Source organism: Amycolatopsis kentuckyensis, assembly GCF_041679295.1.
GTDB lineage: Bacteria > Actinomycetota > Actinomycetes > Mycobacteriales > Pseudonocardiaceae > Amycolatopsis > Amycolatopsis kentuckyensis_A.
Genome location: NZ_JBGDMD010000001.1, coordinates 477948 through 496008 on the forward strand (window position 1 = coordinate 477948; position 18061 = coordinate 496008).

An 18061-nucleotide genomic window follows, 5' to 3' on the forward strand; every position below is an offset into this window, starting at 1 on the left:
TCGTTCGGTAACATCGCCGGCATGTCACTGGGGCTGGCGGCTCTTGTCGCGCAATCAGCGGCAAAGGCTGTGGGTGGCATGGCCGTCCGTGCCTCGGCGCCCGCCTGGAAAGCCGCTGCGCACAAGCTTCGGTCGGCGCCGTCGCCGGTCCGGAAGTCCCCGTACTGGACCCAGGTGAAACTCGCCAAGGCGCAGGAAGACAAGATTTCCGCCTACCTGTCCGGGCGGCTGTGCGCCGGGTTGCTGGAAATCTACGCGTACCTCGAGATCACCGAAGACGCGGAGGGATCCGACCGGGAACGCGAACGCCTCGGCCAAACCTTTGCCGCGGAGTTGTCGGAGAAACTCGAGCTGCCCGAAGACCAGTCCGGGCGCATCGCCGCCGCATTGTGGGCCGACCTCTGCGACTGCGTGCGCCTCCACGTCCGCCAGCTCCACGAGGACAACGCTTTCAGTGCTGACGACCTGGTGTACGCGACCAGCCTCCGGCAAGGCGCGCCGGAACGGTCGGCCCTCTCCTCGACGATTGCCGATCGGTGGACGCTCTCCCCGCAGCGGCACCGGGTCGCCGCGGCGCAAGCCGCCATCCGAGTGGTCCGGCAAGCCATGCGGGCGCGCTACGCCAAACTGGTCATGCCGCACTCCCGGGAAGACCACCAAGTGCCCATCGAGCAGATCTACGTCTCCCGGCTCCTCACGCCACGGGCCGATTTCCGCGCCGCGGACGACCGAGCGGCGGACTCGGCGCCGGTGGCCGAGGAGGAACTGGACGACCGGCGGTTCGTGGTCGTCGGCCACCCGGGTGCGGGGAAGAGCACCTTCATCCGCAACCTGCTATACCGGGTCGCCGGGCAGGACGGCGAAAACCCGGTGGCGCCGATGGTCGTGGAACTCAAGGACCACCCGTCGCCGACCGACTCGTACCTCGGCATCCTCGCGGAAACGCTGCGAGTGCTCGCCCAAGCCGAGTTCGACGCCGGGACCATCCGGGACATCCTGCGGCTGGGGCTCGCGGTCGTCGTCTTCGACGGGCTCGACGAGATCACCGACATCGACCTGCGCCGCACGACGGTGACGGCCATCGAGATGTTCAGCCGCCGCTACCCGCTCGTCACCGTCGTGGTGACCTCCCGGGAAGAGGGTTACCCGCGCGCCCGTCTCGACGCGGCTTCGTTCCCCGTCTACCACCTGCCCGACTTCACCGACGAGCAGCTGCGGCACTACGTCGAGCGCTGGTTCCGGATCGTCGCCGGCTCGAGGGCCTTCCGCGCCGACGAGCGGGCGCGCAACTTCCTCGACGACAGCGTGCACGTCGGGGACCTCCGCACCAACCCGCTGATGTTGTCCCTGCTGTGCATGATCTACGAGTACGAGGGCTACATCCCGGAGAACCGGCCGCAGGTGTACGAGGAATGCGCGGAGCTGTTGTTCGAACGCTGGGACCGGGTTCGCCGGGTGCCGGTCTCGTTCAAGTCGAACACCCGGACGCGGTACTTGATCCAGGAGCTGGCTTACAACTTCTTCAACAACGACGGCGTTCAGGCCGGCCTGCCCGAAGGGCGGCTCAAGCAGAACATCAAGGACTACTTCCAGCGCAACGTCGTCGACGACGCCGATTCGGCGTCCGGCCAGGCTCAGGACTTCCTCGACTTCTGTGCCGGCCGGGCCTGGCTGCTGGCGCAGACCGGGTCGTCCGAGCGGGGCGAGCGGCTTTTCGGGTTCACCCACCGGACCTTCCTGGAGTACTTCGCCGCGTGCTTCATCGTCCGGCACTGCGACAGTGCCCGGGACCTGGTCGAGATGATCCGGCCGATGATCCGGTTCAACACCAGTGAAGTGGTGCCGCAGATCGCGATCCAGCAGTTCGACGCCCGCCGGGCGGACGGGATCGACGACTGCCTGGAACTGCTGGCGCTGGACAGCTCGCGGCGCATCCACCTCGATTTCGCGCTGCGCTGCCTGCGGTTCATGAGGCCGAGCCCGCGCGTGCTCGACCGGCTCTACGCGACCGCCATCGCGGCCTACGGCCGCAGTCTCGACCCACAGCTGCTCGTGTTGGTGCTGAGCGCTCCGCGTGAGGTGGTCCCGATCGCGCGGCGCGCGTGTGCCCGCATCCTCGCCGGCGGTTCGGCTGTCGAAGCCGCTACCGGCGCGGCGGTCGTGGACGAGCTGCTCGTCCGGGTGGAGGGCGGGACCGCGCCGGCCGACCTGGCCGGGCGCCTGGACGGCGGCCCGAACGCGGTGCGTCCGCTGGTCGCCGGCGTGGCGGAGCGGTTGGGAAGGTCTCACCCGGATGTGCTCGCGGGGCTCTGCCGCCGTGGGTTCGTGACCACCGGTCACTACGTGGCGACCCTCGGGCCGCGAGCCCTCGTATCGGTGCCGGTGGCCGGGCACGACGAGGCACCGGGGCCGCTGGTGGAGTGGCTCCGGATGTTCTTCGCCGCCGGTGAACTCCACCCGGAACTGCACGAGATGCTCGCTCGCCTGGCCGACGACCCGGAGGCGGTGGTGCCGATGTCGTGGCCGGTGGCGGCCGGACTGGCCGAGATCGGCAAGCCCGGCGAAGCGCTCGCGCCCTCCGGCGAGACCGGGCCCGGCCCGTCGCCGGAGCTGATCGGCCGGCCGATGTTCGACGACCAGACCGTGCTGGCCGACCTGCTGGCTTCCGACGAGCTGGAAGACGAGCGGACCGGAGACACGCTCGCCGAGCTGCTGGCCCCGTTCGAAACCGCCGTCGTCCGCGAGCACTTCCCGCCACCCCCCGGCGGCCAGGCCTCGTCGGCCGGGTTCTACCTGCTGTTCATCGCCCTCTTGCTGGCCGCGTTCGAGCGCGAGAACTGGCGTCCCGTCGAGCTGTCCGGGGTGTGGCGGTTGATCGGGACGCGCCTGCCACTGTTCGCCGGGATCTTCCGGCGCCACACCCAAGCCGACAAGGCGACCGGCCGGCTGGTGATCAGCCGCGAAGACCTCGCCGGCTGCGTTCTCGAATACGCGCGCGTCGCCGACGTCGGGCCGGCGTGGACTGCGTGGCTCCGGCAGTGGGCGAACGGCGAAGTGACCGCGTTGAGCCGCTGAAGGCGACGATCTTCGCCGGCCGAGCGCCGCCGGGCGTCACCGGGACGACTGGCGTTGCGTCGTGACGCCGCGGCGGAGGTCGCCGGGCAGGGGGCGGATGCGCTGGAGGTCGCGGCGGCTGGTCGAGCGCAGCTGCCAGGGGACGCTCGTCACCATGATCCCCGGCTCGAACAGCAGCCGGCCCTTCAGCCGCAGCGAGCTCTGGTTGTGCAGGATGTTCTCCCACCAGCGGCCGACGACGTACTCGGGGATGTAGACGCACACGACGTCTCGGGGACTCGCGCGCCGCAGGTTCTTGACGTACTGCACGACCGGCCGGGTGATCTCGCGGTAGGGCGATTCGATCACCTTGAGCGGGAGCTTCATCCCGCGTTGCTCCCACTGGCGCTGCAGTTCGCGGGTGTCGGCGTCGTCGACGTTCACCGTGATCGCGGTGAGGGTGTCGGGCCGGGAGGCCCGGGCGAACGCGATCGCGCGCTGGCTGGGTTTGTGCAAAGTGGACACCAGGACGATGGCGTGGACGCGGCTGGGCAGCAGCTCGCTCTCGTCGTCCGGCAGGAGTTCCTCGCGGACGTGGGTGTAGTGCCGGTGGATCGTCCGCATCAGGACGAACAGTGCCGGGATCGCGATCACGACCAGGTAGGCGCCGTGGGTGAACTTCGTGATCAGCACGACGACCAGGACGATCGCGGTCAGGAGCGCGCCGAGGGCGTTGATCAGCCGGGACCGGTGGATCGACCGGCGCTCGCGGGCGTCGGTGCTGTCGGCGAGCGCGCGGTTCCAGTGCCGGACCATGCCGGCCTGGCAAAGCGTGAACGACGTGAAGACGCCGAGGATGTAGAGCTGGATCAGGCGGGTGGTCGAGCCGTCGAAGGCGAAGATCAGGATGCCGGCGACGAGGGCGAGCGCGACGATCCCGTTGGAGAAGGCGAGCCGGTCGCCGCGGGTGTGCAGCTGGCGCGGCAGGTAGCGGTCCTGGGCCAGGATCGAGGCCAGCAAAGGGAAGCCGTTGAACGCGGTGTTCGCGGCGAGGATCAGGATCAGCGCGGTCGCGGCCTGCAGGAAGTAGAACAGGACCGAGTGGTCCCCGCCGAACACCGCGGCGGCGATCTGGCTGATCACGGTGCGCTGGGGGTCGGTGGTGCAGTCGCCGCGGAACCCGGTGAGGTCGCAGGCGTTTTCGGCGATCCGGACGTGGCTGATCATCGCGAGCGCGGTGATGCCGCCGAACATGGCGACCGCGGTCGCGCCCATCGCGGTCATCGTCTTGGCCGCGTTGGCGCTCTTGGGTTTGCGGAACGCGGGCACGCCGTTGGAGATCGCCTCGACGCCGGTGAGTGCGGTGCACCCGGAGGAGAAGGACCGCAGCAGCAGGAACACCAGCGCCAGGCCGCTCAAGCCAACCTGCTCGGGACGCACGTCGTAGCCGGCGCTTTCGGCGACCGGCGGGTGGCCGGCGACGGCCTGGCCGAGGCCGAGCGCGATCATCAGCATGACCCCGCCGATGAACAGGTACGTCGGGATGGCGAAGGCGCGCCCGGATTCGCGGATGCCGCGCAAGTTCATCGCCATCAGCAGCAGGACGAAGCCGAGGTTCAGGGCGATGCGGTAGTCGTTGAGCTCGGGCACCGCGGAGATGATGTTGTCTACGCCGGACGCGACCGACACGGCGACGGTCATGATGTAGTCGACCATCAGCGCGCCGGCCACGACGAGCCCCGCCGAGCCGCCGAGGTTGCGCGAAGCGACTTCGTAGGAGCCGCCGCCGCTGGGGTAGGCCCGCACGACCTGCCGGTAGGAGATCACCACGACGGTGAGCAGGACCGCGACGGCGAGCCCGATCCACGGCGCCAGCGTCAGGTACGCCAGGCCGCCGATGCTCAGGATCAGCAGGATCTCCTGGGTCGCGTAGGCCACCGAGGAGAGCGGATCGCTGGCGAAGATCGGCAGGGCGAGCCACTTGGGCAGGAGCGTCTCGCCGAGGGTGTCGCTGCGGAACGGCCGGCCGAGTACCAGCCGTTTGAGCCATGAGGTGGGTGCCGGCACGTACCGCAGCGTGCCTGACGGCGCGGGGGAGCGGCATAGGGAAACCGTCAAGATTCCGGGCTGCGCGTAAGGAAAACGTATAGGTGGCTCGGCCGGTCGTCAGGGTTGCGTCAACGCTCCTTCCCCGCCGAGCCGACCTGCTTAGGGTCGCGCGGAGGCCGAAGGCGCGGTGTCGAGCCGCCCGCGGAAGCCGGGTGCTCAGCCGGACGCGCGCTTCGCCGCCGCGTCGAGCAGCTCGGTGGCCCTCGCGCAGGCCTCGTCGGTGATGACGTGGTCGGTGCCCGGGTCGATGCGCAGGTCCACCTCCGCTCCCGCTTGCCGCAACAGCGCGGCCGTCTCCTCGACCCGGTGCCGGGGAACCCACGGGTCGTCTTCGATGCTGCGCAGCACCACGGGAACTCCGCGCAGGGCCCCCTCGTCCGGAGCCGGCGGCGTCGTGCCGAGGTAGCCGCCGGTGAACAGGACGAGCCCGGCCACCGGCCGCGGGGCGCTCAGCACCAGGTGCGACAGCAGGCAGGCGCCCTGGGAAAAGCCCCACAGCACCACACGTTCACCGTCGAACCCGGTCTCGGCGAGACGGTCGAGGCACGCTTCCAGCACCCGCACCGACCGGTCCAGCTCCGGCTGGTTGCGCTCGACCGGCTCCAGGAACGACAGCGGGTACCACGTGTTCCCCTCGGCTTCCGGCGCGAAGAACCGCACCGGCGCCGTGCCGAGCCGCTGCGCCGTCGCCCGCATGAAAGCCGGGTCCTGGCCGCGGCCGTGCACCGCGAGCACGGCCAGGGCGGCCCGGTCCGCCGGGGCGCCCCACTCGGTAGCCATCAGGGTGTCTCCTGGAGATCCAGAAACACCCACCGCGCGCCGGGCGCGAGGCCGCTGAGCAGCTTGCCGCAGTTCTGCAGCACGACCGGGCTGGACGTGATGTGCTGGGTGCCGGCGTGCAGGTCGCGGAAGAACCGTTGCAGGACACCGTGCCGCAGGGCCGCCGTCGCCGCCCACTTGTAGACGGTCTGGCCCACGGCGTGCACCGACCACGTGGTGTTGTTGAGCATCAGCCGCGTCAGCGTCTCCTGCTCGGTGTCCAGGGGCTCGCCGCGGTCCAGGGTGGCTTCGTTGTCCGCCCAGACTTCCGTCGCCCACGCCTGCGCCGCGCGCAGTTTCGCCTCGGCCTGGGCGTACTCGGCGTAGAACTGCTGGGTGTCCACCGACGCGCCCGGGCTGCCGGTCTTCTTGGCCGCCAGCACCTTCAGCTCGTCGAGCATCCGGCGGCCGACGCCGAGCGCCCACCCGGTGTGGCAGACGCCGGCCATGTTCGCCAGCCCCATGCGGTAGATCGCGCCGCCGTGCCGGACGTCGGTGGTCGCGATGCCGTAGACGTGGCTCTCCGGCACGAAGACGTCGTCGCACACGTAGTCGTGGCTGCTGGTCGCCCGCAGGCCCATGACGTCCCAGTTGTCGATCACGGTGGCCTGCTCCTTGGGCAGCGTGAAGACCAGCGCCTCGCCGGTTTCCGCGCAGAGCGCGGCGGTGTGGATGTGCGTCGCCATCGAGATCCCGGACGCGAAGTGCCAGTGCCCGCTGATCCGGTAGCCGCCGTCGGTCCGCACGGCCGTGCCGAGTTTGGTGCCCTGGCCGGCGATGAGCGGGTGGTCGCCGTGGCCGGCGTCCGGGTACAGGTCCGCGGCGGCCTCCGGGCCGAGGTAGGCGGCCGTCGTGCCGGTGACCATCTGCACGGCCATGAAGGCCCAGCCGACCGAAGCGTCCGCATAGGACAGTCTGGCGATCGTGTCGATCACTTGGCGCGGCGAGAACTCGTACCCGCCGAGCTCGCGGGGGATGCCGATCTTGAACGCGCCGGTCCCGTTCAGGGCCTTCGCGGTCTCGTCGGGTACGCGCCGAGTGCCTCGCCCTGCTCGGCGGTTTCCTCGATGACCGGCGCGATCGCGTCGAGCCGGGCCAGGACCGCGTCGAATTCGTCGCTGACGTGCAGGTGGTTCACGATGTCCGTCCTCGGGTGCGCAGCGTGGCCAGGATCCAGTCGATGACGGGTTTCACGGTCTCGTCCGAGTTCGCCTCGAAGATCAGGCCGTGCCCGTTGCCGGTGATGCCGAAGTCCGGCAGGTGCAGCTGCCGGGCGTCGGCGCCGGCGGTGTTCAGGAACGCCACGACCTGCGGGGCGAACCCGGCGAACGCCGACGCGCCACCGGTCACGACCGCGACCGGCTTGCCCGCCAGCGCCGGGATGCGCCGCCCGCTGACCTCGGCCGGGTCGTCGGCGGGTGGGTCGTAGGTGATCTCGGCGCTGGTGAGGCCCCAGGTCAGCGTGCCGAATCCGGGGAACTGCGCGAACGGGGGACCCATCGGTTCGATGGCGGCGATGGCCGCGACCCGGTCCGGCCGCACGTCGGCGGTCAGCCAGCCGACCGGGCCGCCCGCCGAGTGGGTCACCAGCACGGCCTCGCCCACGAGGTCGAGCAGCCGGCCCAGGCGGTCCGCGTCGAGGCGTTGCGACTCGGCCAGGTCGGCGGGCAACGGTCCCATCGGGCAGAGGAGCTGGTCGACGTGCTCGGGCCCGTATGTCCATTGTGTCTGGTCGGGGCCGCCGGGCAGGAAGAGTGCTTCCGCGGCCTCGTAGGGGAACGGCGGCCCCATCGGGGCGACCACGTCGGGGTGGTACGGCGAGCGTCCGTGCCCGCAGCGGTCGACGACGTAGACCGCGAAGCCCGCCTCGACGAACCGGGCCGCCCACCCCGGCCTGCCGTCGGGGGTGCCGGTCCAGTCGGTGCCCTGCCCGCCGCCCCCGTGCACGAGCACGAGCGGGACCGGATGGGCGTCTCCCGGCGGCGCCTCCCACTGCACGAACAGCGGCGCCCGTTGCACCGTCCCGTGTTCGGCGCGCACCCGTTCGCCGGGTACCCAGAACTGTCCACGCCGGACGGTGACTTCGTACCCGCCGGCCACGTGCGGTGCCGTCATGGCCGCCGCCCTCAGATGTCGATCGGTTCCAGCCGGCCCAGGATTTCGTCGCGGCGGTGCTCGAACTGTTCCGGCAGCTGGAAGCGGGTGCCGAGCTCGTGCGGGGACTCGTCGCAGGTCCAGCCGCCGTCGGCGTGGGTGACGGCGAGCTCGAACAGCGCGCCGCTCGGGGTGCGCACGTAGACGCTCTTGAAGTACTTGCGGTCCTTGAGCTCGGAGATGTCGGTGTAGCCGCGTCCTTCGATCGCGAACTTCAGCTCGTCCTGGTTCTCCAGGGTGGCGGCGTTCCACGCGAAGTGGTGGTAGGTGCCGGCGCCGTAGCCCCACGTGCCCTGGTCGTCGGTGCGGTTGACGGTGATCTCGAGGTGGTTGCCGTGCTTGGCGTCCCCGATCTGCAGCCCGATGACGTCGCCCTCCTCGGCGAGGCCGTCCTGGGCGAAGAACGACTCGCCGGCGAACTCGACCATGCGGTCGGGCGTGGCCATGTGCACGCCGATGCCGTGGATGCCGTGGATCGCGTGCTCCGGCGGCACCCCGTGGCCGGGGTGGCCCACGCGCTCGTCGCCGTTGTTGCCGACGAAGAGGTATTCGATGCCCGAGGGGTGCCGGAACGCGAGCCGGCGCTTGCCGAACCGTTCGACGTCGGTGACCTCGACGTCGTGCTCGGTCAGCCGGCCGTGCCAGAAGTCCAGGGAGTGCTCCGGGACCGACAGCAGGACCTCGCGCGCCTGGTTGGTGCCGCGCTTGCCGAAGAACCCGGCCTGCGCCCACGGGAAGGTCGTGACCACGCTCGACGGGTCGCCCGCGGCGTTCGAGTAGTACAGGTGGTAGATCGGCAGGGAGCCGTCGAACAGGACGGTGCGCTTGATGAAGCGCATGCCGAGGATCTTGACGTGGAAGTCGACGTCTTCCTGGGCGTCCGCCACGGAGAGCGTCACGTGGTGCGAACCCTGCACGTAGGTCATGGGTGGCTCCTCCACACTGAGATGTCCGCCGGGGCGAACAGTAGGAACGCGGCGGGCCGGCGTGTGGCGTGCGAGCGCACGGCCGTGTCGAACCAGCGCACTGGTCCGCGGCGGGGCGGCTGGGTACCGTGGGCTGACCGACCGTGGAGTGCGACGATGACGTCATTCACAGCGCTACCGGAACAGTTCGAAGGCGTCGCGCCGCGACCGATCACGCTCACGTCGTGGGCGGCCGCCGTCCGGCGCAGCGTGCTGAGCTTCGAGTTCGACTGCGACCGGCCGGACCGGTTCACCGGCCGGGTCCGCGACCGCCACCTGCACGGCGTCAGCTTCGTCGACATGGCCTCCGGACGCCACGCGGCCTACCGCGACCATCGCACGATCCGCCCCGCCGACGCCGGGTTCTACGTGCTCACCCTGCAGCTCGCCGGCGAGATCCGGATCGCGCAGGACGGCCGCGTGGCCGCGTTGAAGCCCGGGCTGTTCGCGTTGTACGACTCGGGCAAACCGGCCACGTTGACCGTCGGTGACGGCTACCGCTCCACCTGCATCCGGTTCCCCAAGACCGCGATCACCACCCGCCAGGACGATCCGCTGGCCGAGATCACGGCGACGCCGTTCGCCTGCGCGCCGGGCCTCACCGACACCGTGTGGAGCACGGTGCTCAGCGTCAACCGCAACCTCGAGTCGCTCGGCCCGCACGGGCCCACCGCCATCCGGTCGCTGATGACCCTCGTCGGCACGATGCTGCGCGGCGAACTCGGGAACCACGTCCCCGCGCGGCCCCCGCACGAGGACCTGCTTGAGCGGATCCTCGCCTACATCGACGGCCACCTGGCCGACACCGACCTCGACCCGGGCCGGATCGCGGCGGCGCACTTCCTTTCGCCGCGGGCGTTGCACAGCTTGTTCGAGCGAACGGGGACGACGGTGTCCCGCCGCATCCGCGAGCGCCGGCTCGAACGCTGCCGCTTCGACCTGATCGACCCGGCACTCGCACACGTGCCGGCGTCCGCCATCGGCGCGCGGTGGGGGTTTCCCGGCGCGTCCCACTTCGGGCAGGTGTTCAAGCGGGAGAACGGCTTGACACCGGCGGAATTCCGCCGGCGGACGTCGGCCGTCGCCGAACGCCGGCCGGCCGGATTCTCGTCGCCCCGGCCGTAGAGCCCGTTCCCGGTGCCGAGGTGTGCTTCAGGTGAACGGTGGGTGAATTCGGTGTCGGCGCGGGCGGTGGGTGGTACCAGCGCACGGACCTGATCCACTATCGTGCGCCGACCTGGGGGTCGTGAGCGCTGGGAGCCGAGATGCCGACCCTCACCACCGTGGCCGACTGGACCATCACGTCGTCCGGCGACACCGCGACCTTCGTCCACGCCGGCGGCGGTTCGTGGGCGCCACGGGTGTGGAACGGGCGCGCGCTCGCGATCGCCGAAGCCGACCTCGCCGCCTTCGACAAAGCGCTCGGCGAGGTCATGAAGCTGCCGGTCTACTGGCTGGCCCGCGCCCGCCGCGCCGACGCCGCGGCGGGGGACCCGGTGGTGTGGTCGGAGCCGCGGTACGACGCGGAGTTCGTCCACCTGTCGGGCCCGTGCCGGACCGACGAGGCGGTGGCGGGGTACCGGCCGGCCCCGACGTTCGTCATCGACCTGGTCCACCTGCGCGGGCTGCGGATCCGGATCGCCGCCTACCGCGCGGCCGCGCGGGGTCGCGGTTCGGCCTGACAGCTGCCGCCCTTCGCCCTCGCTGCACCACGCAGGCGTACCTTGCCAAGCCGCTGACACTGTTGGCGGGCATGTCTTCGCAGGCCTCGGCGCGACGTCGCGGAGAAGCCCTGACACCGGCCACGCCCGCGGAACCGCCATCCGGCACCCGAAAACTGACCAAAGGGGCAAACTTGCCCGGCGCCGGTTGACGGTCCCGGGCGCCGGACACCAAGATCCGCCCCGACCGAGCTTCGGAGCCGGCGCACACCGGCGAGCCAGGAGGAATTCCGTGACTGCTGGAACGACGGTGCGGCCGGCGAAGCGGTGGCTCCTCCCACTGGTGCCGCCGATGGTGCTGCTCGCGGCGTGCGGACCGGCCCGCGTGACCGGGTCGGCGAGTGCGGCCGCGGGCGGTCCGCCCGCGTCGGCGAGCGCCGCGGCCCCGTCGTCTTCGGCGCCGGCCGCCTCCGGGGCCGAAACGCCCGGGGCCGCCCTCGAGCTCTGGGTCACCCAGATCCTGGAGGAGCGCTACACCGAGGCCTGCCTTTCCGGCGCTCCGCTGCTGCCCGCCGGCAAAGACGCCGAAACCCTGTGCAAGAACCCCCAAGCCCTGTCGAGCGCCAAGTCGCTGCGCGAGGCCTGGGCGAAGCCGGGCGTCGACCTCCCTCCGCAGGGAAAAGTCGAGGTGACCGCCGCGCCGGCGAAGGGCGACAAGGTCACCGTGCCGGACACGGCGATCAAGCTCGACGGCCGTACGCTGCGCGATCTCGAACTCATCGGGGCCACCGGCGACACCGGCTCGTTCAGCCTCAGCTTCACGGTGCAGAAGCACGCCGGCGCCTGGTACGTCACCGGCTTCGACCTCAAGGCCTGACCCGGTTCGCCGCGAAACGGGCCGAGGAGCCCGTGGCGCGCGAGTCACAGATCGCGCGGCTGTCCGGTCCTAGCGGGTGCACCCGTTCGTCGAGGAGGTCTTCCATGTCATTGACCGTGCTGCAAGAGGTCGAACCGCCGTTCGTCCCGGAGGGGGCGCACGCGATGACGATCGTCATCGAGTACCCGCCGGGCGACCCCGGCACCCCGCCGCACCGCCACCCCGGACCGGCTTTCGGCTACGTGCTGGCGGGCGAGATGGTGTTCGAACTCGAAGGCGAGCCGCCGCGGGTGGTCCGCGCCGGCGAGGCGTTCTGGGAGCCGGGCGGCGACGTCATCCACTACCAGGACGGCAACAACCGCGACGACGTCCCGGTGCGGTTCACCGTCACCATGCTCTGCGAGCCGGGCAAGCCGATGGTCGACCTCGTGGCCGAAGACGAACTCCGGGCGAAGGGCTGGTCGCGCAGGTGAAGGCCCGGGCCCGCGGTGCGGGCCCGGGCAGCCGCGGTGCCGGCCGGTCGGCGAAGCCGCGGCTCAGTCCGTGACGGACACGGCCCGGTTCTTCTCCGGGTTGACCAGCCACAGCACCTGGTCGATGCCCTCGGCGGTGGCGCCGACCGTGAGCAGGCCGTACACGACACCGTTCTGGAGGAGCACGGCGGAGGTCTGCCCGTTCGTGGTCGCCCACCGCACGTCGACGTCGTCCCAGAACCAGGTGGAGATGGCCTGCAGGAACTTCGCCACCCGCGCCGCGCCCGCGACCGGCGTGCGGGCGACACCCTTGCGGCCGTTGCCGTCGGACAGGCTGGTCACGTCCGGCGTGAAGAGCCGTTCCAGCTCGGCCATGTCGCCGGACCGCGCGGCGGCGAGGAACGTCGTCAGCAGTTCCCGCTGTTCGGCCGCGGGCACCGACGCGTGCCGTTCGCCCTTGAGGTGCTTGCGGGCCCGGCTGACGAGCTGGCGCACCGCGGCTTCGGTCGAGGAGAGGATGCCGGCGATTTCCGCGTAGGAGTAGTCGAAGGCTTCCCGCAGGACGTAGGCCGCGCGTTCGCCGGGGGTGAGCTTCTCCATCAGCAGCAGCGTGGCGAACTCCAGCGCTTCCCCGCGCTCGGCGCCCAGGTACGGGTCCGCGCCGGTGTCGACCGGTTCGGGCAGCCACGGCCCGATGTAGGTCTCCCGCCGGTTCCGCGCCGACTGGAGGACGTTGATGGCCAGCCGGGTGGTCGTGGTCGCCAGGAAGGCGTCCGGACTGGCCACTGTGGACCGGTCGTACGCCTGCCACCGCAGCCAGACGTCCTGCACCAGGTCCTCGGCCTCGGCGACGCTGGCGAGCATGCGGTAGGCGATCCCGAACAGGCGCGGCCGCACCCGGGTGAACACCGCCGTGGCGGCCTCGAGCCCGTCCGCGCCGCCGAGTTCGGTACCCACCCCGGAATCCGCCACCCCACGTCCCATCGTCGTCTGGCGAGCGCCGCCGGACCCCACTCTACGAGATCGGCTCCGGCGGCTGTCACAAACCGCGGTGGCGTCCGGTCTTGGCTGGCGACACCGACCCGACGAACCGGAGCACCGCATGGACACGATCGACGATCTCCGCCGCCACCTGCAGTGGGCGATCGAGCTCGAGCACGCGACGATTCCCCCGTACCTGTGCGCGCTGTACTCGCTGGACCCGGCGCGCAACCCCGAAGCCACCCAGGTCGTGGGCACCGTGCTGGCCGAGGAGATGATCCACCTGGCCCTGGCGGCGAACCTGCTCAACGCCGTCGGCGGCGCGCCCAAGCTCGACACCCCGGACCTGCTGCCGCCGTACCCGCACCCGCTGCCCCACGGCGACCGGTCGGTGCACGTCCACCTGGCGCCGTTCGGCCCCGAAGCGCTGGAGCTGTTCCTGCGCATCGAGCAGCCGGCGTCGGCGGACGCGCCACCGCAATCCGACGAGTACCGCACGATCGGGCAGTTCTACGCCGCGATCGAGGAGGGGCTGCGCACGCTGTGCGACGAACTGGGCGAGGAGCGGGTGTTCACCGGCGACCCGGCCCGGCAGATCGGCGAGTTCCACCTCCGCGGCGGAGGCGGCGAAGTGCTCCCGGTCCACGACCTGAAGTCCGCATCGGCCGCGCTGGCGGAGATCGTCGAGCAGGGCGAAGGCGCCGCGCGCACGGACGTGTGGGACGGCGACCGCGACGTCTTCCACCCCGAGCGGGAGGAGGTGGCGCACTACTTCCGGTTCCAGGAGCTGAAGGTGGGCCGCCGTTATCGGACGGGCGACACCCCGCAGTCCGGCCCGACGGGCGAGCGGATCGCGGTCGATCTCGACGGCGTGCTGCCGATGCGGCCCGACCCGCGGACGGCCGATCATCCCGAAGGCAGCCCGATCCGCGTCGCCCAGGAGGAGTTCAACCAGACGTACAGTCTGCTGCTCTTCCAGCTGGAGCAGGCGTTCAACGGCAGCCCGGGCGGGATGACGGACGCGGTCGGCACGATGTTCGCTTTGCGCAAGCAGGCACTGGCGCTGATGAAGACGCCGACCGGCGACGGGAAGACGACTGCGGGCCCGACGTTCGAGTACGTGCCCCCGGAGCAGCGAAACTGAACCACGGGCGGTGATCGGCTCCAGTGGCACCGACCTCGGCTGGAACACGTCGACGAGGCACCGAGCCGTCTCGCCGGAGCTGACCCGGGTGCTCGGCCGGAACCTGTGAGATGCCCGGCCGCCCGACGGTCAGGACGAGGCGGCGTCCTCGAACCGCTCGTTGCCCAGCACGCCCAGCAACTGCAGCTTCTCGAACGCCTCCGTGCGCGGAGGCGCCGTCAACACCAGCAACGCCTGGGACTGGTCTTCGGTGAACAGCGCCTGGCAGTCCACTTCGATCTCGCCGAGCTGCGGGTGCACGAGCACCTTGTGGTCCTCGAACCGCTTCGCGACTTCGTGGCGTTCCCACAGCCGCGCGAACTCCTCGCTCTCGCGGATCAGCGCCCGCACCAGCTCCCCGGCACGCGAGCGCGGGCCCATCGAGCCGTGCGCGGCACGCAGGTTCGCGACCAGGGCCCGGCTCTGGCGGTCGCGGTCGCCCTCGGGGTAGATCAGGCGCTCGTCGGGATCGGTGAACCACCGGTAGATCTCGCTGCGCGCGAGCCCGGTGTGGTCGGCTTTGCCGCCGTAGAGCGCTTCGGCGAGCCGGTTGCGGACCAGCACCTCGCCGAGGTTGGACAGGATGAGCGCGGGCGTGTCCGACAGCCGGTCCAGCACCCGCAGCAACGCCGGCGCCACGTGCGCGGCCGTCGCCGCGGGGGAGGGGGCCGTGCGGCCGGCCACCTCGAAGAGGTAGTCGCGCTCGGCGTCGGTCAGGCGCAGCGCGCGGGCCAGCGCGGCCAGCATCTGCTCGCTCGGCTGCGGACCGCGTTGCTGCTCCAGGCGCGTGTAGTAGTCCGTCGACATCGCCGCCAGCGACGCGACCTCCTCGCGCCGGAGCCCGGCCGTCCGGCGGCGCGCACCCGGCAGCAGGCCGACGTCTTCGGGGCGCAGCCGCTCCCGGCGCCGCCGTAGGAAAGCCGCCAGTTCCGCTCGGTCCATACCCCCAGTATCGCGCCCGCCGCGGCCGCAACCAGGGATCGCCGATCCCCCGATGAGTGCTCTCTGCCGCCGCCCGCCGGGCCGGGCGAAAGTCGGGGCATGGACATCACCGGAAACACCCTCTTCATCCCCGGCGCCACCAGCGGCATCGGCCTGGCCCTCGCGCTCGCCCTCGAGGACCGGGGCAACACCGTGGTCGTCGGCGGGCGCCGCACCGAGCTGCTGGAGAAGATCGCCGCCGAGCACCCCGGCCTCGGCACCGTCCGGATCGACACCACCGACCCCGCGAGCATCGAGGCCGCGGCGAAGGAGGTGCTCGCCCGCTACCCCGAGCTGAACGTGCTCGTGACCATGGCCGGCGTCATGCGCGTCGAGGACTGGCACCGGCCCGAGACGTTCCTCTCCTCCGCCGAGGACGTCGTGACGACCAACGTCCTCGGCCCGATCCGGCTGATCGCCGCGTTCGTCGAGCACCTGCAGACCCGGCCCGACGCCACGATCATGACGGTCTCCTCGGGCCTGGCGTTCGCCCCGCTGAAGGTGACCCCGAGCTACAACGCGTCGAAGGCCGCGATCCACCTGCTGAGCGAATCACTGCGGCTGCAGCTCGCCGACACTTCGGTGAAGGTCGTCGAGCTGGTGCCGCCGTCGGTGCAGACCGACCTGCTGCCCGGCCAGGCCGAGAACGCGCACGCTCAGCCGCTCGGCGAGTTCGTCGCCGAGGTCATGGGCATCCTCGAGACCCGGCCGGACGCCCGGGAGATCCAGGTCGAGCGGGTCAAGTTCCTCCGCTACGGCGAGGCCCGCGGCGACTACGACCAGGTCGTCGCGACCCTCAACGGCACCGACCCGCACTAGACCGTCACGACGACCTTGCCGTGCACCGCGCCCTCGGCGGCGCGGGCGTGCAGGGCCGCCAGCTCGGCCAGCGGCACCCGCTCGGCGACGTCGACGCGCAGTTCGCCGGAGTCGACCAGCGCCACCAGCTTGGCCAGCTGCCCGGCGTCGCTGCGGACGAACAGGTCGACGCCACGCACGCCACGGTCCTCGTCGGACGGCGCGGGCATCCACACCGTCGTGTTCACCAGGACCCCGCCCGGCTTGACCAGGGTGACCAGCGCGGCCAGCTCCGCCGGGTCGACCGGCGCGAGGTTGAGCGCGACGTCGACCGGCTCGGTCACCGCGGCGGTCACGCCGGTGGCGGTGTGGTCGACGACCTCGTCGGCGCCGGCGGACTTGACCGCGTCGGCGCTGCGCGGGCTGGCCGTCGCGATGACGTGGGCCCCGGCCTCCTTGGCCAGCTGGACGGCGTAGCCGCCGACCGCGCCGCCGGCGCCGTTGATCAGCACCCGCTGGCCGGCGGTCAGCTTGCCGTGGTCGAACAGCGCCTGGTAGGCGGTCAGCGCCACCAGCGGAAACGCGGCGGCGTCCGCCAGGGGAATGTCCTTCGGCGCGGCGGTCAGGACGTCCGCCGGCGCGAGGACGTACTCCGCGGCGGCGCCGGGCTTGTCCATCGGGAGGAAGCCGACGACCGGGTCGCCGACGGCGAGGCCGTCGACGCCGTCGCCCAGGGCGTCGATCGTGCCGGCGACGTCGAGGCCGGGGGTGTGCGGCAGCTCGACCGGGATCGGGCCGCGCATGAAGCCGCCGCGGATGTTGCCGTCGACGGAGTTGAACGACGTCGCGGCGACGCGGACGCGGACCTGCCCGGCGGCGGGGACGGGCACCTCGACGTCCTCGTGGCGCAGGACCTCGGGGTCGCCGTAGTCGTGGAAACGCACTGCCTTCATCGGACTCTCGCTTTCGGGAAGAGCTTCGAATTCGAAGCAACTACAGGCACGGTACTGCTGCTTCGAATTCGAAGCAAGTGAGGCCGGTCACCTTCGGGGGATCCCTTGATCCACTCGGGTCCCAGGATCGTGGTCGCGGGCCCGGTCAGCCTGGGCCGGTTTGGCCCACCCTGAGCACGGCCGGCCCGGCGGAGGCGCGGACGACCTCGCCGAGGCGGGCCGCGTCGGCCGAGCCCGGTGCCGCGGTGAGGACCACCGCCATCAGGTCGTCCCCGGGCACCCCGAGCAGGCTGCCGTCGAGGGCGATGTCCTCGCCGTCCGGAGTGCGGAACACGGCCCGGTTCTCGAAGGCGTCCACGGTTCCCGGGCTGCGCCACAGGGTGTCGAACGCGCGGCTGGTGCTCCGCAGCTCGTCGACGAGCTCGGCGAGCGCCGCGTCGGTGGGGTAGCGCAGGGAGGTGTCCCGCAGCCGGGCGGCGAGCGCGGCCCGGAACCCCGCCTGGTGCTCGTCGGTCCGGGCGATTTCCCTTCGCGGGTCGCAGAACGTGCGCCACGCGACGTTCCAGTCCCGGGAGCCGGTTGCCGTCGCGCCGCCGAGCGCCAGCCAGGCGCCGTTGACCGCGATGGCGTTCCACGCGGCGTCGGTCAGGAACGCGGGGGTGTCGCCGAACCGCTCCAGCAGCCGCATCGCCGCCGGGCCGGCTTCGCGCGGCACCCGGCCGTCCACCGGGGCGTACCCGGCGAGGGCGCAGAGCCGTTCGTAGTCCGCCCGGCTGATCCGCAACGCGCGCGCGATCGCGGTCACCACGCCGGCCGACGGGTGGCGGCGTCCCTGCTCCAGCCGCCGGACGTAGTCCGCGGACACCCCGGCCAGTTCGGCGAGCTCTTCCCGGCGCAGGCCGCGAACCCGCCGCCGGGTCCGTTCGCCGGCCGGTTCGGTGTGCTCGCGGAGCCGGCGGACGGCGGCGCCGAGTTCGGACAGCGACATGGCGCCAGTTTGCCCGGGTTCGCGCTCACGTGGGCCCTTCGAATTCGAAGCAGTAGACTCCGGTC

The 18061-nt window shown here is 71.5% G+C and carries 17 protein-coding genes; 7 read left to right on the forward strand and 10 right to left on the reverse strand.

Translation table 11 applies throughout. The features are described 5' to 3' along the window. Nucleotides 1-78: 78 nt before the first annotated feature. A complete protein-coding gene (locus ACERZO_RS02150; RefSeq protein ID WP_372660781.1) occupies nucleotides 79-3075 on the forward strand; it encodes an NACHT domain-containing protein in 2997 nt (998 codons plus the stop codon). A 36-nt stretch (nucleotides 3076-3111) separates the two neighbouring features. Here the strand turns inward: ACERZO_RS02150 and ACERZO_RS02155 are convergent, their stop codons facing one another. From ACERZO_RS02155 to ACERZO_RS02180, 6 genes are all read right to left on the reverse strand, one after another. Next, nucleotides 3112-5121 (reverse strand): APC family permease, encoded by a 2010-nt coding sequence (locus ACERZO_RS02155; RefSeq protein ID WP_372660784.1) that lies wholly within the window; start codon nucleotides 5119-5121, stop codon nucleotides 3112-3114. Between the two features lie 198 nt (nucleotides 5122-5319). Continuing rightward, on the reverse strand, nucleotides 5320-5943 hold the full coding sequence (locus ACERZO_RS02160) for an alpha/beta hydrolase (protein ID WP_372660786.1): 624 nt from the start codon (nucleotides 5941-5943) through the stop codon (nucleotides 5320-5322). Beyond that, nucleotides 5943-6917, reverse strand: coding sequence for an acyl-CoA dehydrogenase (locus ACERZO_RS02165; RefSeq protein ID WP_372660789.1), 975 nt, complete (start codon nucleotides 6915-6917; stop codon nucleotides 5943-5945). Before ACERZO_RS02165 ends, ACERZO_RS02160 begins: the two co-directional genes overlap by 1 nt. 68 nt (nucleotides 6918-6985) lie before the next feature. After that, complete coding sequence (locus tag ACERZO_RS02170) at nucleotides 6986-7120, reverse strand: hypothetical protein (protein ID WP_372660791.1); 135 nt, start codon at nucleotides 7118-7120, stop codon at nucleotides 6986-6988. Beyond that, complete coding sequence (locus ACERZO_RS02175; protein ID WP_372660794.1) at nucleotides 7117-8097, reverse strand: alpha/beta fold hydrolase; 981 nt, start codon at nucleotides 8095-8097, stop codon at nucleotides 7117-7119. Before ACERZO_RS02175 ends, ACERZO_RS02170 begins: the two co-directional genes overlap by 4 nt. 11 nt (nucleotides 8098-8108) lie before the next feature. Continuing rightward, nucleotides 8109-9062 (reverse strand): VOC family protein, encoded by a 954-nt coding sequence (locus ACERZO_RS02180; RefSeq protein WP_372660797.1) that lies wholly within the window; start codon nucleotides 9060-9062, stop codon nucleotides 8109-8111. Between the two features lie 156 nt (nucleotides 9063-9218). Here ACERZO_RS02180 and ACERZO_RS02185 point away from each other — a divergent pair, with 156 nt between their 5' ends. The 4 genes from ACERZO_RS02185 (at nucleotide 9219) to ACERZO_RS02200 (ending at nucleotide 12112) form a co-directional block, all read left to right on the forward strand. Then, nucleotides 9219-10226: a helix-turn-helix domain-containing protein gene (locus tag ACERZO_RS02185; RefSeq protein ID WP_372660800.1), complete on the forward strand. Its 1008-nt coding sequence runs from the start codon at nucleotides 9219-9221 to the stop codon at nucleotides 10224-10226. Between the two features lie 140 nt (nucleotides 10227-10366). Next, the gene (locus ACERZO_RS02190) at nucleotides 10367-10783 is read left to right on the forward strand and encodes a hypothetical protein (protein ID WP_372660803.1); all 417 of its coding nucleotides are present in this window, start codon (nucleotides 10367-10369) and stop codon (nucleotides 10781-10783) included. Between the two features lie 271 nt (nucleotides 10784-11054). After that, a complete protein-coding gene (locus ACERZO_RS02195; protein WP_372660806.1) occupies nucleotides 11055-11639 on the forward strand; it encodes a hypothetical protein in 585 nt (194 codons plus the stop codon). Nucleotides 11640-11743: 104 nt separating this feature from the next. Further along, nucleotides 11744-12112: a cupin domain-containing protein gene (locus ACERZO_RS02200; RefSeq protein ID WP_372660809.1), complete on the forward strand. Its 369-nt coding sequence runs from the start codon at nucleotides 11744-11746 to the stop codon at nucleotides 12110-12112. Nucleotides 12113-12175: 63 nt separating this feature from the next. Here the strand turns inward: ACERZO_RS02200 and ACERZO_RS02205 are convergent, their stop codons facing one another. Next, entirely contained in the window at nucleotides 12176-13069 is an 894-nt protein-coding gene (locus ACERZO_RS02205) for an RNA polymerase sigma-70 factor (protein WP_372660812.1), read from the reverse strand. A 145-nt stretch (nucleotides 13070-13214) separates the two neighbouring features. Between ACERZO_RS02205 and ACERZO_RS02210 the strand changes: the two genes are divergently transcribed. Continuing rightward, nucleotides 13215-14237, forward strand: a complete 1023-nt coding sequence (locus ACERZO_RS02210; protein WP_372660815.1) for a ferritin-like domain-containing protein — start codon at nucleotides 13215-13217, stop codon at nucleotides 14235-14237. A 129-nt stretch (nucleotides 14238-14366) separates the two neighbouring features. Here ACERZO_RS02210 and ACERZO_RS02215 read toward each other — a convergent pair whose 3' ends face one another. Next, nucleotides 14367-15218, reverse strand: coding sequence for a helix-turn-helix transcriptional regulator (locus ACERZO_RS02215; RefSeq protein WP_372660818.1), 852 nt, complete (start codon nucleotides 15216-15218; stop codon nucleotides 14367-14369). A 99-nt stretch (nucleotides 15219-15317) separates the two neighbouring features. Between ACERZO_RS02215 and ACERZO_RS02220 the strand changes: the two genes are divergently transcribed. Then, a complete protein-coding gene (locus ACERZO_RS02220; RefSeq protein WP_372660821.1) occupies nucleotides 15318-16076 on the forward strand; it encodes an SDR family oxidoreductase in 759 nt (252 codons plus the stop codon). On the opposite strand, the gene ACERZO_RS02225 is transcribed toward ACERZO_RS02220, so the two are convergent. Both ACERZO_RS02225 and ACERZO_RS02230 read right to left on the reverse strand, forming a co-directional pair. Continuing rightward, the gene (locus ACERZO_RS02225; RefSeq protein WP_372660824.1) at nucleotides 16073-17008 is read right to left on the reverse strand and encodes an NADP-dependent oxidoreductase; all 936 of its coding nucleotides are present in this window, start codon (nucleotides 17006-17008) and stop codon (nucleotides 16073-16075) included. The two genes, ACERZO_RS02220 and ACERZO_RS02225, sit on opposite strands and share 4 nt — an antisense overlap. Before the next feature lie 145 nt (nucleotides 17009-17153). Then, nucleotides 17154-17996, reverse strand: coding sequence for a helix-turn-helix domain-containing protein (locus ACERZO_RS02230; RefSeq protein ID WP_372660827.1), 843 nt, complete (start codon nucleotides 17994-17996; stop codon nucleotides 17154-17156). Nucleotides 17997-18061: the final 65 nt, after the last annotated feature.

What these genes read in the sequence shown, in the direction of transcription:
- ACERZO_RS02225 (WP_372660824.1), bottom strand. Translation starts at nt 17,008, where the DNA reads ATGAAGGCAGTGCGTTTCCACGACTACGGCGACCCCGAGGTCCTGCGC.
- ACERZO_RS02175 (WP_372660794.1), bottom strand. Translation starts at nt 8,097, where the DNA reads ATGACGGCACCGCACGTGGCCGGCGGGTACGAAGTCACCGTCCGGCGT.
- ACERZO_RS02180 (WP_372660797.1), bottom strand. Translation starts at nt 9,062, where the DNA reads ATGACCTACGTGCAGGGTTCGCACCACGTGACGCTCTCCGTGGCGGAC.
- ACERZO_RS02150 (WP_372660781.1), top strand. Translation starts at nt 79, where the DNA reads ATGGCCGTCCGTGCCTCGGCGCCCGCCTGGAAAGCCGCTGCGCACAAG.
- ACERZO_RS02230 (WP_372660827.1), bottom strand. Translation starts at nt 17,996, where the DNA reads ATGTCGCTGTCCGAACTCGGCGCCGCCGTCCGCCGGCTCCGCGAGCAC.
- ACERZO_RS02200 (WP_372660809.1), top strand. Translation starts at nt 11,744, where the DNA reads ATGTCATTGACCGTGCTGCAAGAGGTCGAACCGCCGTTCGTCCCGGAG.
- ACERZO_RS02160 (WP_372660786.1), bottom strand. Translation starts at nt 5,943, where the DNA reads ATGGCTACCGAGTGGGGCGCCCCGGCGGACCGGGCCGCCCTGGCCGTG.
- ACERZO_RS02190 (WP_372660803.1), top strand. Translation starts at nt 10,367, where the DNA reads ATGCCGACCCTCACCACCGTGGCCGACTGGACCATCACGTCGTCCGGC.
- ACERZO_RS02215 (WP_372660818.1), bottom strand. Translation starts at nt 15,218, where the DNA reads ATGGACCGAGCGGAACTGGCGGCTTTCCTACGGCGGCGCCGGGAGCGG.
- ACERZO_RS02210 (WP_372660815.1), top strand. Translation starts at nt 13,215, where the DNA reads ATGGACACGATCGACGATCTCCGCCGCCACCTGCAGTGGGCGATCGAG.
- ACERZO_RS02220 (WP_372660821.1), top strand. Translation starts at nt 15,318, where the DNA reads ATGGACATCACCGGAAACACCCTCTTCATCCCCGGCGCCACCAGCGGC.
- ACERZO_RS02185 (WP_372660800.1), top strand. Translation starts at nt 9,219, where the DNA reads ATGACGTCATTCACAGCGCTACCGGAACAGTTCGAAGGCGTCGCGCCG.